Origin of the sequence: Salipaludibacillus sp. HK11 (assembly GCF_047795645.1) — a bacterium.
In the GTDB taxonomy this organism is placed as follows: Bacteria; Bacillota; Bacilli; order Bacillales; family Salisediminibacteriaceae; genus Salipaludibacillus.
The window spans coordinates 3,890,588-3,907,031 of record NZ_CP181045.1 but is presented as its reverse complement, the minus strand read 5'-3'; the positions used below and the strand labels follow the sequence as shown (position 1 = coordinate 3,907,031).

Below are 16,444 nucleotides of genomic sequence, written 5' to 3'. Positions count from 1 at the left end.
TCATTCAAGTTCTTCCGTTAACCGTTTGATTCTCCACTTTGCTCCAAGTTTAGATTCAACTTGTCATTCGATTGATCATCATCATCGTCCATTTCAAGCATATCAATCTCTTCATCGTTACTCGAAAGCATTTTCACGTCCATACCAAGGCTTTGAAGCTCTTTAATTAGAACCTTAAATGACTCCGGAACACCAGGTTCTGGTACATTTTCACCTTTGACAATCGCTTCATATGTTTTCACACGTCCGATTGTGTCATCTGACTTTACGGTCAAGATTTCTTGCAAGGTATACGCAGCACCATAAGCTTCAAGTGCCCATACTTCCATTTCACCAAATCGTTGTCCACCAAATTGCGCTTTACCACCCAACGGTTGTTGCGTGACTAAAGAATAAGGTCCTGTAGAACGAGCATGAAGTTTATCATCAACCATGTGAGCAAGTTTGATCATATACATGATCCCAACAGATACTCGGTTATCAAATGGTTCACCTGATCGACCGTCATACAAAACAGTTTTTCCATCTCTTGACATGCCTGATTCTTCAATCGTGCTCCATACGTCTTCCTCTCGAGCACCATCAAAAACTGGTGTCGCAATATGGATGCCAAGTTTTCTTGCTGCCATTCCCATGTGCAGTTCAAGAACTTGCCCAATGTTCATACGAGACGGAACACCTAGTGGGTTAAGCATAATGTCAATTGGCGTGCCATCTGGCATATATGGCATATCTTCTTCAGGAAGGATTTTGGAAATAACACCTTTGTTTCCGTGTCGTCCAGCCATCTTGTCACCTTCGTGAATTTGACGCTTCTGAACGATATATACACGAACAAGCTGATTCACACCAGGAGGTAGCTCATCGCCGTCCTCACGGTTAAATACCTTCACATCAAGTACTATGCCATCGCCACCATGCGGTGATCGTAAAGAAGTATCTCGAACTTCACGGGCTTTCTCACCAAAGATAGCGTGGAGAAGACGCTCTTCAGCAGTTAACTCGGTTACCCCTTTAGGTGTAACTTTACCAGCAAGGATATCTCCGTCCTTCACTTCAGCACCTACACGAATAATTCCACGTTCATCCAAGTTCCGCAGTGCATCTTCCCCTACGTTTGGAATATCACGAGTAATCTCTTCAGGCCCTAATTTCGTGTCTCGAGCTTCTGATTCATATTCTTCAATATGAATAGATGTATACACGTCATCCTTTACAAGGCGTTCACTTAAAATGATCGCATCCTCGTAGTTGTATCCGTCCCATGTCATAAAACCAACAAGGACATTTTGGCCCAAAGCCATTTCTCCTTTTTCCATGGAGGACCCATCGGCAAGAATTTCACCTTTATCAACAATCATTCCTTCACTTACGATAGGACGTTGGTTATAACAAGTCCCTTGGTTAGAACGATCAAATTTCGTTAAATTGTATCGTTGAATGTCACCTTCTACTTCATTACCATTTACTTCTTCAATGACACGTACTTCAACAACTTTCGAAGTCACTCTTTCGACACGACCTTTGTTACTTGCGACGATCGCAGCACCAGAGTCTTTTGCCGAAACATATTCCATCCCTGTACCCACAAGTGGTGAACGTGGCTCAAGAAGTGGAACAGCTTGACGTTGCATATTTGCACCCATTAACGCACGGTTTGAATCATCGTTTTCCAAGAAAGGAATACATGCTGTAGCCGCTGAAACAACTTGTTTAGGAGATACATCCATATAATCGACTCGATCTTGAGGAACGATAATGTTTTCCCCACGGAAACGGCAAATGATATTTTCTTCAGTAAATGAACCATCTTCTTCTAGCTTAGCATTTGCTTGAGCTACAACATAAAGATCCTCTTCATCTGCTGTCAAGTAATCAACTTGAGTGGAGACTTTCCCTGTGTCATGATCCACCTTGCGATAAGGTGTCTCAATGAACCCAAATGGATTAACCTTTGCGAAACTTGATAAAGAGTTAATCAAACCAATGTTTGGTCCTTCAGGAGTTTCAATTGGACACATACGACCATAGTGAGAATAATGAACGTCACGCACCTCAAAACCTGCACGTTCACGAGTCAAACCACCGGGTCCAAGAGCCGATAAACGACGCTTGTGTGTTAATTCAGCAAGTGGATTTGTTTGGTCCATAAACTGAGAAAGCTGTGAGCTTCCGAAGAACTCTTTTATCGACGCGATGACTGGCCTAATGTTGATCAAGGCCTGCGGCGTGATCATGTTTGCATCTTGTATCGACATACGCTCACGCACGACACGCTCCATACGTGAAAGACCAATACGGAATTGGTTTTGTAGTAGTTCACCAACCGAACGAAGTCGGCGATTCCCTAAATGGTCAATATCATCTGTATTTCCAACACCATGAAGGAGGTTAAAGAAATAACTAATTGATGAAATGATGTCAGCAGGAGTAATATTTTTAATTGATTTATCTATCTGGCCGTTCGCAATTACTTTAATTGTCTGGTCTTGCTCAGACGGTTTCTGAGAATAAATTAAGATTGATTGAATCTCAACGTCTTCATCGTCAATTACCCCACCCTGAAGGTTAAGATGACGGAAACCTACATCATTTTCTAAATAAGGAAGTAATTTATCGAGTAAACGTCGGTCAATTAAAGATCCAGCTTCAGCTAAAATCTCACCAGTTTCCGGATCTACTAATGTTTCAGCTAACACTTGATTAAATAAACGGTTCTTTATATGGAGCTTTTTGTTCATTTTATAACGACCCACATTTGCTAAATCATATCGCTTTGGATCGAAAAAGCGAGACACTAGCAAGCTCCTTGCACTTTCTACTGTCGGAGGTTCCCCCGGGCGTAGACGCTCATAGATTTCCAGGAGCGCTTTTTCAGAATTGTCGGTATTATCTTTTTCTAGTGTATTACGTAAGTATTCATCTTCTCCTAGTAAATCAATGATCTCTTGATCAGTGCCAAATCCAAGCGCACGTAATAAAACCGTTGCAGGAATTTTGCGCGTACGATCGATTCGAACATACACGACATCTTTCGCATCGGTTTCAAGTTCCATCCAGGCTCCACGGTTAGGAATGACCGTTGTTCCAAAGCCTCGCTTTCCGTTCTTATCTATCTTCTGACTAAAATACACACTTGGTGAACGAACAAGCTGTGAAACAATGACACGCTCTGCACCATTTATAACGAATGTACCTGTGTCAGTCATGAGAGGGAAATCTCCCATAAACACTTCTTGTTCTTTAACTTCGCCCGTCTCTTTATTAATAAGACGAACCTTGACGCGAAGTGGCGCAGAATATGTTACATCTCGTTCTTTTGATTCATCTACAGGGTACTTTGGGTCTCCTAAGTTATAATCGATAAACTCAAGAACTAAGTTTCCTGTAAAATCTTCAATTGGTGAAATGTCTTGAAACATCTCGCGTATACCCTCATCAAGAAACCATTGATAAGAAGCTGTTTGAATTTCAATTAAGTTCGGAAGATCCAGAACTTCATTGATTCGCGCATAACTTCTTCTCTGGCGGTGGCGTCCATACTGAACTAGTTGACCTGTCAACTTATTCACCCCTCAAACCTAACGTTTTTATCATCAAAAGGACCGCAGGAAATTGTGCGTTATCCTTTGACAGATACGTAATTGGATCTTTCTTTTCTTCTATTACTCCATTTCTTTTCGGGAAAAGAGAGTAATGTTTTTAAACAAAAAAGGATTTCTTAGAAGTATTATAGAATGTCTTATTAAATACGTAGTAAAAAATCTTAGAAGTTACATCCTAATTCTTTCAAAATAAAAATAACTAAAAAAGGGTTACCTAACCTTTTATCTTATCATGCATAAAAGATGTTCATAGTTTGTCCAATTCACCCTTTTTTTAAACAATTAAATTTATCCATCTTTACTTCTCACTCCAAAAAATGCCACGTAATCTAACCTTTTAGTAATATTAGAGCATAAAAACCCTATTATCATTTTCATGTTCATACGCATTAAACAACACTATCACAACTAATCGCTCGAGTCAATCTTTTTTCCACGGAAGATCAGATAACCTTTTTGTTTGTTTTCAACTGTCAGTTCAAAACCTAGTTCTTCAAGTTTTTGTTTCGTTGAAGCAGCACCTTGTTTCTTCTGAATAACAACCCATAATTCTCCATGATTCATTAACATTCGATCCGCTTGTTCATAAATTGCAAACACTACATCTTTTCCAGCTCGAATCGGAGGGTTCGTTAAAATTGCAGCAAACGACCCTTCTTTGAATCCATTTAATAGATTGTTTTGTGAAATAGATACGTTACTTACTTTGTTTAACTGTGCATTTTGTTGAGATAGAAAAACAGAACGTTCATTAATATCGACCATGACAATATGACGTTCAGAATAATTGTAGGCTAGACTTATTCCAATCGGCCCCCACCCACATCCAACATCAGCAATTTTCCCTTCTACCTCAGGTGACCGGAATGTTTCAATCAGTAACCTAGTTCCATAATCAAGTCCTTCTCTTGAAAAAACTCCTCGATCAACTTGAAATGTGAAAGAATGATTCAGTATGTTTTCACTTATTTTTTTTTGTGAGCTTTTTGTCGTTGGTTTCTCTGAATAATAGTGGTCAGACAAGATTCATCTTCCTTTCTATGTCTTTTTGAACACTTTATCCTACATAATACAGATGATATACCGTTATAAACTTATTTAATGTATTAGAAAAACTTGGCTCGTCGCCAAGTCCTTCAAGGCGAAAGCCTTAGTTTATCTTATACTTTAATCCTTTAGCAAAGTTAAATATTCTTAAAGTATAAAGAAAACTCGCTTTGTGTACCAAAGCGAGTTTCCCAAATTTATTTGTAATTACTTAACTTCTACAGAAGCTCCTGCATCAGTAAGTTTACCTTTGATTTCTTCAGCTTCTTCTTTATTTACGCCTTCTTTAACTGGAGCTGGAGCACCATCAACAAGTGCTTTTGCATCCTTAAGACCAAGACCAGTGATTTCGCGAACCACTTTAATAACACCAATTTTAGCAGATCCAGCAGATTCAAGAACTACGTCAAATTCAGTTTGCTCTTCAGCTTCTTCAACAGCGGCACCTGCTGCTGCAACTGGAGCTGCAGCTGTAACGCCGAATTCTTCCTCAATTGCTTTTACTAAATCATTTAATTCTAATACTGACATTTCTTTAATCGCGTCGACCATTTCTTGCTTTGTCATGATTAAATTCCTCCTATTAATAATAGTTATGCTGTTAGGCATTTATTTTTTATCGTGTGCTTACGCACCTTGCTCTTCTTGTTCTTCTTTTTGTTCTGCAACGGCTTTTGTAGCCAATGCAAAGTTACGGATTGGAGCTTGCATAACATTAAGCAACATAGACAATAGTCCATCGCGGGATGGAAGAGTTGCTAATGCTTTCACTTCCTCTAGAGAAGCTACGCGACCTTCAATAATTCCTGCTTTTAATTCTAACGCTTCATGCTTTTTCGCAAAATTGTTTAAAATCTTTGCTGGAGCAATCACATCGTTGTTACTGAAAGCAATTGCAGTAGGGCCGACAAGTTGTTCGTCGATTCCTGTCAATTCAGTTGCTGCAGTAGCACGACGGACCATAGAGTTCTTGTACACTTTAAAGTCTACATCCGCTTCACGAAGTTCCTTACGGAGTTCTGTTATCTCAGAAACAGTCAACCCACGATAGTCAACAACAATTGTTGATTGACTATCATTAAGTTTCGCTGTAATCTCATCAACAACTTTCGTTTTCTTTTCAATCACTGTGCTCATTCTGACACCTCCCATTGAAGAATTCCATACCGTTTGCGAGCTATTATTAGGGGAGCTAAACTCATCGCCCTTATAAAACGAAAGCATTCGCTCCCTTATACTACCAACAACCATGATGTATGATCTGTTAATAATAAAAAGCCCCCGCGCATAGACACGGAGGCAGTATAATCTATTCCCTATGAATCATAGGTCTTCGACGCTACAAACCTCGGCAGGCAATTAAGCCACATTTGGCACCTACTGTCTACGGTATGATCAATTAAATTTACAAAATTAAGTGTAACTTCCTTTACAAAGGAAGTCAATTATTATTTATAGCTAGATACATTCACTTTCAAGCCAGGGCCCATTGTTGAAGCAAGAGAAACATTACGTAAGTACGTTCCTTTTGCAGCAGAAGGTTTCACTTTTACTAATGTGTCCATCATAGCTTTAAAGTTATCAACTAGTTTGTCATTATCAAATGACGCTTTACCAAGTGGAACATGAAGGTTCCCAGATTTATCAACACGGTATTCTACTTTACCTGCCTTGATTTCGTTGACAGCTTTTTCGACGTCAAAAGTTACAGTCCCTGTCTTCGGGTTAGGCATTAACCCTTTAGGTCCTAATACTCGTCCTAGCTTACCAACTTGAGCCATCATGTCTGGAGTTGCGACAACCACATCAAAGCCCAACCAACCTTGAGTGACTTTGTTTATCATGTCTTCTTCTCCAACGAAATCTGCTCCTGCAGCTTCCGCTTCTTTCGCTTTCTCTCCCTTAGCAAAAACAAGGACTGATTGTGTTTTCCCTGTTCCGTGAGGAAGAACGACCGCTCCTCGGATTTGTTGATCTGCTTTCTTAGGATCAACACCTAATCGAGCTGCTAGTTCAACACTTTCATCAAAGTTAGCAGTTGCTGTCTTTTTCACTAGTTCAATCGCCTCTTCAGCGCCATAAAACTTTTCACGATCAATTTGCTTTAGAGCATCTTGATACTTTTTTCCTTTATTAGCCAATGTTGTTTCCTCCTTATTGTGGTTTTAGCGGTTAGACCTCCCACTAATAAAGGTTGCGACCCCGACAGACAGGCAAGGATATTTATCCTTTACTCGCAACCTCCATCTTCCTGCATGGGATGAAATTAGTCTTCAATAACGATTCCCATGCTACGGGCAGTACCTTCTACCATACGCATCGCAGCTTCTACATCAGCTGCGTTTAAGTCAGGCATTTTTGTTTCCGCGATTTCTTTAACTTTATCACGTTTCAGTGTAGCAACCTTGTTTCGGTTAGGTTCACCAGAACCACTTTCCAGTCCAGCTGCCTTCTTGAGAAGAACGGCTGCAGGTGGAGTTTTTGTGATAAATGAAAATGAACGGTCTTCAAATACCGTGATTTCTACAGGGATGATTAAGCCCGCGTCTTCTTGCGTACGAGCGTTGAATTCCTTACAGAACCCCATGATATTAACACCTGCTTGACCTAATGCGGGCCCAACTGGTGGCGCTGGATTCGCTTTCCCAGCAGGAATTTGTAATTTAACTACTTTTATGACTTTTTTAGCCACGCGACACACCTCCTTAAGTCCGTGATGTGGTATACCGAGCGTTTCCGCTCTCCCACTCAATTGCGCATACTATCGCCCTATTAGCAGCAGTGATAGTATAATCCCTGCATTTTTGCAGGAAAAAACGTGAACATCATGTCCACGTTAATTAACAACATTCAAATTTTATCACTTCAGTGACAAGATAGCAAGAAATTTTTCTAACTGAATTAAAGTTTCTCTACTTGATTGAATTCTAGCTCAACTGGCGTTTCCCGGCCGAACATGTTGACGTGTACTTTTAATTTTTGTTTTTCCGCAGAGATACTTTCGATTGAACCTATGAAATTTGCAAATGGTCCTTCTTTTACTTTCACAGATTCTTTCAATTCAAAATCAACTTCTGCTCTCGGTGTTGCAACACCCATTTGACGTAAAATTGATTCAACTTCTTCTGGAAGGAGCGGTGTTGGCTTAGCTCCACCACCTGAGGAGCCAATGAAACCTGTAACACCCGGTGTGTTTCGAACAACGTACCACGAGTCATCGGTCATCACCATTTCCACTAGGACATAACCAGGGAAAATTTTCTTCGTAACTTGTTTTGATTTACCATCTTTAATTTCAGTTTCTTCTTCTACTGGAACGAGGACTCTAAATATTTTATCCGCCATTCCCATCGATTCTACTCTTTTTTCTAAGTTCATTTTCACTTTATTCTCGTAACCAGAATAAGTGTGAACGACATACCAATTATTCTCCATGATTGATCAGGACTATGATGTCCTTCCCTCCTCTAACGGAAACATATTTTCATTTTATAAAATTAATTATCCAGTAATTAGACGAATAAGAGCTGAGATCCCAAGGTCTGAAATAGCGAAGAAAATCGCCATAAAAATTACTGTAGCCGATACAACTATCGTGTATTTCGTTAATTCTTTGCGGTTCGGCCAGGACACCCGCTTCATTTCCGTTGACACTTCTTTTATAAACTTAACCGGTTTTTTTACTGCTTCTGCCATGTTACACACACCTCCAACCTATTCACTACTTTGCTTCCAAATGTGTTGTATGCTTTCCACATGTACGACAATATTTATTTATTTGAAGTCGCTCAGAACGATTTTGAACGGTTTTCGTCGTCGAGTAATTTCTTGAATGACAATGATCGCAAGCAAGGACCACTTTCTGTGACATAGCGAATCCTCCCTTTTTATTACCTAGACACTTTACATACTAGTAAAATTTATCATAATGATAGCTTTGATGTCAATGGCACGCCCTATTTAGTATAGTCATCCAAGTTACTTTTCATAATAAAGACTTAATATTCACAGCAAAGAAAACTAGATTGACTATAAAGTGACCTTCCACTAAGTTATGCAGGCTTCAAAACGAAACAAGATTAGCTCCGACCTTCCCCACATTACTCACATATCGGTTCCGGTTAAACGATGTAATGCGTAAAAAAACAGGGATTATCCCTGTTTTAGATATCTATGATAATTTGACACCACGTAATTCTACATATCTTTCGAGCTTTCGTTTTACTCTTTGCAAGGCATTGTCTATTGATTTCACATGCCGATCAAGATCTTCAGAGATTTCTTGGTAACTTCTGCCGTCTAAATAATGCATTAACACTTTGCGTTCCAAATCACTCAAAATTTCTCCCATTTTCAATTCAATATCATCAAATTCTTCTTGATTAATTAGAAGTTCTTCAGGATTACCTACTTTTGAACCACAGATGACATCTAAAAGCGTTCGATCAGATTCCTCATCATAAATCGGCTTGTCCAAAGATACATATGAATTTAACGGGATGTGCTTTTGACGCGTTGCGGTCTTAATTGCGGTAATTATTTGTCTTGTTATACACAATTCTGCAAATGCTTTAAATGAGGATTGCTTGTCGCTTTGAAAGTCACGAATGGCTTTGTATAAACCAATCATCCCTTCTTGTAAAATGTCTTCATGATCCGCTCCTATCAAAAAATAGGATCTTGATTTTGCACGAACAAAGTTCTTGTATTTCGTAATCAAATACTCTAGTGCCGCACTATCGCCTTCTCGCACGTATTCAACGAGACTTTCATCTTTTGATTGGCGAAATTTTTCATGTAGTCCATTCTCGATGAGGTTTACAGCCACCGCAATCCCTCCAACCCTCTCTTTTTCTCATGGTGAAAAAGCTAGTTACTTTCATTTCAACAATGAAAGCGTAACAATAAAAGAATTGTCTAAATATAACATATAGTATACAGGAAGAAATTCACAAGCGTCAAGCAGTCATCTATCTCCGCGACGCCATTTTTCAAAAATTTCTGCCATTTCTTCTGTTATAGGGAGTTTGGTTTTCGTTTTTGCTTTTTTTGTCTGTAATACCTCTTTTTCAATACCTCGTTCAATTTGTTTCATTTCTGTAAGAAGTTCTCTAGCAGATTTTCGATAGGCTCCACTCGCAAAGATGACCCTTTGTTCAACAAAATCTGAGGTCGCAACGTAGATTTGTCTGTCGATTCGCTTTAACTCTATGACCATTCTTTCGATTCGCTCATCTGCGGTCTCTTTTTCACGTGTGTAAATAATATTCAAATCATAGTTTTGATAATTCTTACCAAGGCCCACAACCATATGAGCATCAAATATAACCGTTACTTCCGTTCCAGTATATGCTTGATACTCAGCCATTTTTTCAACTAGAAGATCTCTTGCTCCTGCTAAGTCTGTCATTTGGAGTTCTCTTAATTCCGGCCAGTCTCCAATGATGTTGTAGCCGTCCACTAACAACACCTTTCTCATACTAATTCAACTCCGCAGAAGGGCGTCGCCTAAGTACCTCGTACATTAACAAGCTCGCAGCTACGGAAGCATTCAAGGAGGTCACTTTGCCCATCAATGGGATGCGCACGAGAAAATCACATTTTTCTTTTACAAGTCGGCTTATCCCTTTTCCTTCGCTGCCAATAACAAGACAAACACCCATATCGACGTCTACTTTTCGATAATCATCTTGACCTTCGGCATCCGTTCCAATAAACCATAAATTATCTTTCTTCAGCTCGTCCATCGTTCGAGCTAAATTTGTTACTCTAGCAACTGGAACGTGTTCAATTGCTCCCGCCGAAGCTTTCGCAACTGTTGATGTTAATCCAACTGCTCGACGTTTAGGAATAATCACGCCATGAGCACCTGTTGCATCAGCAGTTCTTAAAATCGATCCGAGGTTATGTGGATCCTCTAACTCATCTAACATTACCAAAAAAGGTGCCTCACCCTTTTCAGCCGCTTTTCCCAGCATTACCGATATGTCTTGGTAATCATATGCTGCGATTGAAGCGACAACACCTTGGTGGTTTGAAGTGGATACCAGTTGATCGAGTTTCTGTTTTGGCACGAATTGAACTTGAATTTGTTTTTGTTTCCCCAGTGCTACCACAGTTGTCATTTGACCTTTTTGTGATCCTTCTGCGATCCAAATTTTATTGATTGTAGTACTTCCTTTTAAAGCCTCTATTACTGGGTTTTTTCCATATAAAAAATCTTCATTTTCAGCCATTTTCCTCCTCCTTTCTTTCAATGATGGCAAAACTTTTAGCAATGATTTCGTCCATCCGGCTTTCTTCCTCAGTAACGTATAAAAAACCAATTAACGCTTCATAAGCTGTACTGTAACGATATGTTGCACCATCGGTGTTTTTCGGAATAGTACCTGATTTCGCATTTCTACCTCTTTTGACAACACTTACTTCTGAGTCAGTTAGGAATCCATCGTCCATTAACTGTCGTAAGACGCGCGCTTGCGATTTAGCTGATACATATTTCGTCGCTTCTTTGTGCAATTTGTTAGGGCGCACTTGGCCCTGGGAAATCAGGCGATAACGAACATACATATCTAGTACCCCATCCCCCATATAAGCCAAAGCGAGCGCATTTAACTGTTCAGGCTCACGGATCACTTCATTCAATTTCATTTGCTATCCCCTCTTCCAACGGGTGCCTTGAGGCGTGTCTTCTAGGATAATATCTTTTTCTTTAAGTTCGTCTCGGATTTTATCTGCCCTCGCGAAGTCACGATTTTTTCTTGCTTCGATTCGTTCCTCAATTAATTTTTCAACTTGTTCGTCTAATAATGACTCTTCACTAAGTTGAAGTCCGAGGACAAACGCCATATCGTCAAATTTATCGAGAAATGCTTGCAGTATTGTTGAAGTCGTATGTTTCTCTTGCAGATATTGATTTGCAACTCTGACTAAATCAAACATAATAGAAACAGCATTAGCACTGTTGAAATCATCATCCATCGCTTCAATAAAACGCTCTTGATGATCTTTAATTTCCGTCAACCATTTTTCTGATTCTTCCCCCAATTCAGCCGTTTCCGCTAATCGATGGGTAATATTCAAATACGTAGTTTTTATTCGCTCTAAACTACTCGCCGCACTCGTTAATTGATCATCACTAAAGTTAATCGGACTCCGGTAATGCGCATTTACAATAAAAAACCGCACGACATCTGGCGAAAATTGGCGAATAATATCATGAACGAGAATGAAATTCCCGAGTGATTTTGACATTTTTTCATTGTCTATATTAATATAACCATTATGAATCCAGTAATTAGCCATTTTCTTGTCATTTAAGGCTTCCGATTGCGCAATTTCATTTTCGTGATGAGGAAACGATAGGTCTTGCCCACCGGCATGGATATCAATCGTATCTCCAAGGTATTTTTTCACCATAGCTGAACATTCAATATGCCATCCTGGTCTTCCTTTTCCCCAATTACTGTCCCATGAAATCTCCCCTTCTTTGGCTGTTTTCCAAAGAACAAAATCCAAGGGATCTTCCTTTTTTTCACCTACTTGAACGCGTGAACCTGATTGTAGATCATCAATTGATTGATGTGAGAGCTTTCCATAACCATCAAATTTCCTCGTCCTAAAGTAAACATCCCCTGATGATGCATAAGCATAACCTTTCTCTACAAGCCTTTCAATAAACTCGATAATTTCAGGCATTGTATCGGTCACTCGCGGATGTTCGTCAGCAGCTTTAACACCTAATGCTCTTGTATCTTCATAGTAAGCCTCAATAAACCTCTCGGCAATGGTCGTCACGTCTTCGCCCATTTCCTCTGCAGCTTTAATAATTTTGTCGTCTACATCCGTGAAATTAGATACGTATTGAACATCGTATCCACGATATTCAAAATATCGTCGAACCATGTCAAAAACAACTGCTGGACGAGCGTTTCCTATATGAATGTAGTTATAAACCGTTGGACCACACACGTACATTTTAATTTTTCCTTCTTCCATTGGTTGGAAGAGTTCTTTTTGTCTAGTCAATGTGTTATATAGCTGGATCGCCATATCGATGTTTCCTCCTCAATATTTCACTTCTTTTTCTTTTTGAACGTTTTTCAGCTCTTTTAACTCTTTTTTTACACGAATAAGATCTTGCTCCAATGCACGAAATTTGTCCGATACTGGATCAGGAAGATTGATATGATCTAAATCGTTTTGCACTTTCACTCCATCTTGAACAACAATTCTTCCTGGAATACCAACAACAGTTGAATTAGGTGGGACTTCTTTTAACACTACTGAACCCGCACCAATTCTTGAATTTCTACCTATCCTCATCGAACCGAGTACTTTAGCTCCTGTGGCCACAAGGACATGGTCTTCCAATGTTGGGTGCCGCTTACCTTTTTCTTTTCCTGTACCGCCTAACGTTACTCCTTGAAAGATTGTTACATCATTTCCTATCTCACATGTTTCTCCGATAACAACGCCCATCCCATGATCAATAAATAACCGTTGACCAATTTTAGCGCCTGGATGTATTTCAATTCCTGTGATGAAGCGACTAATTTGAGAAAAAAAGCGTGCTAGAAAAAATAACTTTTTATTCCACAACCAATGATTTATTCGATGAGACCATACTGCATGAACTCCTGAATAATTTATCATCACTTCCAAACGATTTCTTGCAGCTGGGTCTTGCTCTAACACAACATCTACATCATTCTTCAACGTTTTAAACAAAAGAAAGCCCCTCCTTTCCGAAAATGGAGTTATAAAAAGTAAATAAAAAAAGCGTCTTTGTGCCCTAAAAGGACACAGAGACGCTTTTTAGCGCGGTTCCACTCTGTTTGAGCAATGTGTCATACAATGCTCCGCTTTGAAAGATAACGGTCTTTCATCCGCCGTTCCTACTAAGGGAAATCAACTAACCCGTTTGGATATGGACTCAGAGGGGCATTTCAAAAGGGATCTTATTTAAGTCACTTTCAGCCTTGGTGACTCTCTCTTTAAAAAAGAATACCCTTTTTACTTATCCTCATCAACGTTCCAACATATTATTTTCTATTTCAATAAATAATCTACTCGTTTATTTATAACTTCCCGGCCCAATAATGCGATCGTCTGAGGTAAATCAGGTCCATGCATTTGTCCAGATACTGCTACACGAACAGGCATAAATAATTTTTTACCTTTATGTCCTGTCTCTTTTTGCACAGCTTTAATCGCCTTTTTCACTTGATCTGGGGCAAAAACTTCAAGCTGGTTTATTTTCTCTTTGAATGCTCGAAGTACTTCTGGCACTTGTTCTTCTGCGAGAATTTCTTTTGCTTCTTCATTATAATCGATTTCATCTCTAAAGAACAACTCTGTTAACTCAATAATTTCAGCTCCGTAACTCATTTTCTCTTGATGGAGAACTATTAAGTCATATGCCCACTGCTTTTGCTTATCAGTCATAAGCTCAGGTAAACGACCTGCTTTGATTAAATGAGGAAGCGCAAGCCAAACGACCCTATCTTCATCTGCTTCCTTCATATATTGATTATTCATCCACGCGAGTTTTTGTGTATCAAAAACTGCTGGTGCTTTAATTACCCGCTCTAAACTAAATTGATCAATCAACTGATCTTTTGTCAAAATTTCCTCTTCGCCGCCTGGAGACCAACCGAGAAGCGCAATAAAATTGACGATCGCTTCTGGCAAGTAACCTAGATCGCGGTATTGCTCTACAAACTGAATGATTGATTCATCTCGTTTGCTCATTTTTTGCCGATCGTCGTTTAATATTAAAGACGCGTGAGCAAATTTAGGCGCTGTCCAACCGAATGCTTCATATAATAAAACTTGTCTTGGCGCATTCGATAAATGTTCTTCGCCACGGATGACATGAGTGATTTCCATTAACTGATCATCAATAACAACTGCAAAGTTATAAGTCGGAATACCATCTTGCCTAACAATGACAAAATCACCTATTCCTTCAGACTCAAACGTTACTTTCCCTCGGACCGCATCGTCTACAACGATTTCTTGCGTTTCAGGTACAAGAAAGCGGACAACTGGTTTACGACCTTCAGCTTCATGGGCTTGTTTTTGCTCATTTGTTAAATGGCGATCTCGACCGCTGTATTTCGGAGTTTCTCCACGAGACCGCTGCTCTTCACGCTCCGCTTCAAGTTCTTTCTCCGTCATATAGCAATGGTACGCCTTCCCGTCTTTAATTAACTGGTCTACATGATCTTTGTAAATATCTAGCCTCTCCATGCTTTGATATGGAGCGTGTGGTCCTCCTTGGTCGACGCTTTCATCCCATTCAATACCTAACCACTTTAAACTTTCCATTAATTTCTCTGTTGCTGTTTCTACGTTTCTAGCTTGATCTGTATCTTCAATTCGAACGATAAATTTTCCATTTTGATTTCGAGCAAAAAGATAGTTAAATAGCGCAGACCGCGCTCCACCTATATGCAAATGGCCTGTCGGACTTGGAGCAAATCTCACTCGTACTTGTTGGCTCATCATTTGACACCACCCATTCATTTTGTTCATTATTTTTTTATTCTATCATTTTCTAGTTTTTTTTGAACAATATATTAGATAAAATTGCATTTTCTCATGAATCGTTTGCGTTTATCAATAAAACTACAGCTTGTGATGCAATTCCTTCTTCTCTACCAGTAAATCCTAATTTTTCAGTCGTCGTTGCTTTTACATTGATTTGAGTTGCTTCCGCTTCAAGCAAAGACGCAATCCTATCCTGCATCAATTGAATATACGGAGCCATTTTTGGTTTCTCTGCCATGATCGTACAATCGAGATTTCCAAGCTGATAACCTCGTTGTTTAACGAGACCCCATACGTGAACAAGCAACTCTGCAGAATCTAGATCCTTATATTTTTCATCAGTATCTGGAAAGTGTTTTCCAATATCTCCCTCACCGATCGCCCCTAAACAAGCGTCAGCAATTGTATGTAACAAGACATCTGCATCTGAATGTCCTAATAAACCTTTGTGATGAGGAATATCAATCCCACCTAGAATCAGGCGTCTTCCTTCTACTAATTGATGAACATCAAATCCTTGTCCAATTCTCATTTGTTTGACTCCCCCTTCCGCTTCTGGATAATCGCTTCGGCAAATAACAAATCTTCAGGCGTCGTTACTTTGAAATTTTCATAATCGCCTTCAACAATCGCAACTGGAAGGTTTAAATTTTCCATTAAGCTAGCATCATCTGTCACAGCGAACTGGTTTTGAATTGCTAGTTGGTGCGCATGAATAATCTCATCAAGATGAAAAGCTTGTGGGGTTTGAATAGACCACAAGCTAGAACGATCAACCGTTGCAGTAATTTTGTTTTTTTGAACTTGTTTAATCGTATCTTTGACAGGCACGCCTACCACCGCTCTTCTATCTTGCTCCAAAGTAGCAATCAAACGATGAACCGTCTCAATACGTATAAATGGTCTAGCACCATCGTGAATAAGTACAATTGGGTTGCCTTGAATAGCCTTCAACCCCTCATAAACACTTTGTTGACGCTCTTTCCCACCAGTGACAATTTTCCCTACTTTTGTTATCTCGTAATCTTCAATCAGTTTCTTTATAACCTTTACCTCTGATTCATTAACAGACAAAATAATTTCTGAACATAGAAGATCCTCCTCAAACACACGTAACGTGTGAATAAGGAGGGGAACTTGATCTATCATTAAAAATTGTTTGTTCTTACCTGCATTCATTCGCTTACCCTGTCCAGCTGCCGGGATGACTACATGATAGTTATGCATAATAATACCGT

18 protein-coding genes and 2 other annotated features are annotated in these 16,444 nt (G+C 39.4%); all 18 genes read right to left on the bottom strand.

Going from position 1 to position 16,444, the window contains the following annotated elements; genetic code table 11:
• Window positions 1-17 precede the first annotated feature (17 nt).
• The gene (rpoB, locus tag ACM26V_RS18375; RefSeq protein WP_416148171.1) at window positions 18-3,563 is read right to left on the bottom strand and encodes a DNA-directed RNA polymerase subunit beta; all 3,546 of its coding nucleotides are present in this window, start codon (window positions 3,561-3,563) and stop codon (window positions 18-20) included.
• A gap of 450 nt (window positions 3,564-4,013) precedes the next feature.
• Window positions 4,014-4,628, bottom strand: coding sequence for a class I SAM-dependent methyltransferase (locus tag ACM26V_RS18370; RefSeq protein ID WP_416148170.1), 615 nt, complete (start codon window positions 4,626-4,628; stop codon window positions 4,014-4,016).
• Window positions 4,629-4,859: 231 nt separating this feature from the next.
• Window positions 4,860-5,219 (bottom strand): 50S ribosomal protein L7/L12, encoded by a 360-nt coding sequence (rplL, locus tag ACM26V_RS18365; protein WP_416148169.1) that lies wholly within the window; start codon window positions 5,217-5,219, stop codon window positions 4,860-4,862.
• Between the two features lie 60 nt (window positions 5,220-5,279).
• Window positions 5,280-5,789, bottom strand: a complete 510-nt coding sequence (rplJ, locus tag ACM26V_RS18360; protein ID WP_416148168.1) for a 50S ribosomal protein L10 — start codon at window positions 5,787-5,789, stop codon at window positions 5,280-5,282.
• Window positions 5,790-5,914: 125 nt separating this feature from the next.
• Window positions 5,915-6,060 (bottom strand) — a sequence feature (ribosomal protein L10 leader region).
• A gap of 40 nt (window positions 6,061-6,100) precedes the next feature.
• Window positions 6,101-6,793 carry a 50S ribosomal protein L1 gene (gene rplA, locus ACM26V_RS18355; protein WP_416148167.1) on the bottom strand — a complete coding sequence of 231 codons (693 nt, stop codon included), beginning with the start codon at window positions 6,791-6,793 and terminating at the stop codon, window positions 6,101-6,103.
• A gap of 125 nt (window positions 6,794-6,918) precedes the next feature.
• Window positions 6,919-7,344 carry a 50S ribosomal protein L11 gene (gene rplK / locus ACM26V_RS18350; RefSeq protein WP_416148166.1) on the bottom strand — a complete coding sequence of 142 codons (426 nt, stop codon included), beginning with the start codon at window positions 7,342-7,344 and terminating at the stop codon, window positions 6,919-6,921.
• 209 nt (window positions 7,345-7,553) lie between these two features.
• Window positions 7,554-8,087, bottom strand: a complete 534-nt coding sequence (gene nusG, locus ACM26V_RS18345; protein WP_416148165.1) for a transcription termination/antitermination protein NusG — start codon at window positions 8,085-8,087, stop codon at window positions 7,554-7,556.
• 66 nt (window positions 8,088-8,153) lie between these two features.
• Complete coding sequence (secE, locus tag ACM26V_RS18340) at window positions 8,154-8,348, bottom strand: preprotein translocase subunit SecE (RefSeq protein WP_416148164.1); 195 nt, start codon at window positions 8,346-8,348, stop codon at window positions 8,154-8,156.
• A 25-nt stretch (window positions 8,349-8,373) separates the two neighbouring features.
• Window positions 8,374-8,523 carry a 50S ribosomal protein L33 gene (gene rpmG / locus ACM26V_RS18335; protein WP_416148163.1) on the bottom strand — a complete coding sequence of 50 codons (150 nt, stop codon included), beginning with the start codon at window positions 8,521-8,523 and terminating at the stop codon, window positions 8,374-8,376.
• Window positions 8,524-8,823: 300 nt separating this feature from the next.
• A complete protein-coding gene (sigH, locus tag ACM26V_RS18330) occupies window positions 8,824-9,480 on the bottom strand; it encodes an RNA polymerase sporulation sigma factor SigH (RefSeq protein WP_416148162.1) in 657 nt (218 codons plus the stop codon).
• A gap of 138 nt (window positions 9,481-9,618) precedes the next feature.
• The gene (locus ACM26V_RS18325; protein ID WP_416148161.1) at window positions 9,619-10,131 is read right to left on the bottom strand and encodes an NYN domain-containing protein; all 513 of its coding nucleotides are present in this window, start codon (window positions 10,129-10,131) and stop codon (window positions 9,619-9,621) included.
• A gap of 1 nt (window position 10,132) precedes the next feature.
• Window positions 10,133-10,888: a 23S rRNA (guanosine(2251)-2'-O)-methyltransferase RlmB gene (gene rlmB / locus ACM26V_RS18320; protein ID WP_416148160.1), complete on the bottom strand. Its 756-nt coding sequence runs from the start codon at window positions 10,886-10,888 to the stop codon at window positions 10,133-10,135.
• Entirely contained in the window at window positions 10,881-11,303 is a 423-nt protein-coding gene (locus tag ACM26V_RS18315; RefSeq protein WP_416148159.1) for a Mini-ribonuclease 3, read from the bottom strand. Before ACM26V_RS18315 ends, rlmB begins: the two co-directional genes overlap by 8 nt.
• Before the next feature lie 3 nt (window positions 11,304-11,306).
• Window positions 11,307-12,704, bottom strand: a complete 1,398-nt coding sequence (cysS, locus tag ACM26V_RS18310) for a cysteine--tRNA ligase (protein WP_416148158.1) — start codon at window positions 12,702-12,704, stop codon at window positions 11,307-11,309.
• Between the two features lie 15 nt (window positions 12,705-12,719).
• Complete coding sequence (gene cysE, locus ACM26V_RS18305; RefSeq protein WP_416148157.1) at window positions 12,720-13,382, bottom strand: serine O-acetyltransferase; 663 nt, start codon at window positions 13,380-13,382, stop codon at window positions 12,720-12,722.
• 73 nt (window positions 13,383-13,455) lie between these two features.
• Window positions 13,456-13,693, bottom strand: a binding site (T-box leader).
• Window positions 13,694-13,703: 10 nt separating this feature from the next.
• Window positions 13,704-15,161 (bottom strand): glutamate--tRNA ligase, encoded by a 1,458-nt coding sequence (gltX, locus tag ACM26V_RS18300; protein ID WP_416151913.1) that lies wholly within the window; start codon window positions 15,159-15,161, stop codon window positions 13,704-13,706.
• A gap of 94 nt (window positions 15,162-15,255) precedes the next feature.
• Window positions 15,256-15,738 carry a 2-C-methyl-D-erythritol 2,4-cyclodiphosphate synthase gene (gene ispF, locus ACM26V_RS18295; RefSeq protein WP_416148156.1) on the bottom strand — a complete coding sequence of 161 codons (483 nt, stop codon included), beginning with the start codon at window positions 15,736-15,738 and terminating at the stop codon, window positions 15,256-15,258.
• Window positions 15,735-16,433, bottom strand: a complete 699-nt coding sequence (gene ispD / locus ACM26V_RS18290; RefSeq protein WP_416148155.1) for a 2-C-methyl-D-erythritol 4-phosphate cytidylyltransferase — start codon at window positions 16,431-16,433, stop codon at window positions 15,735-15,737. Before ispD ends, ispF begins: the two co-directional genes overlap by 4 nt.
• Window positions 16,434-16,444: the final 11 nt, after the last annotated feature.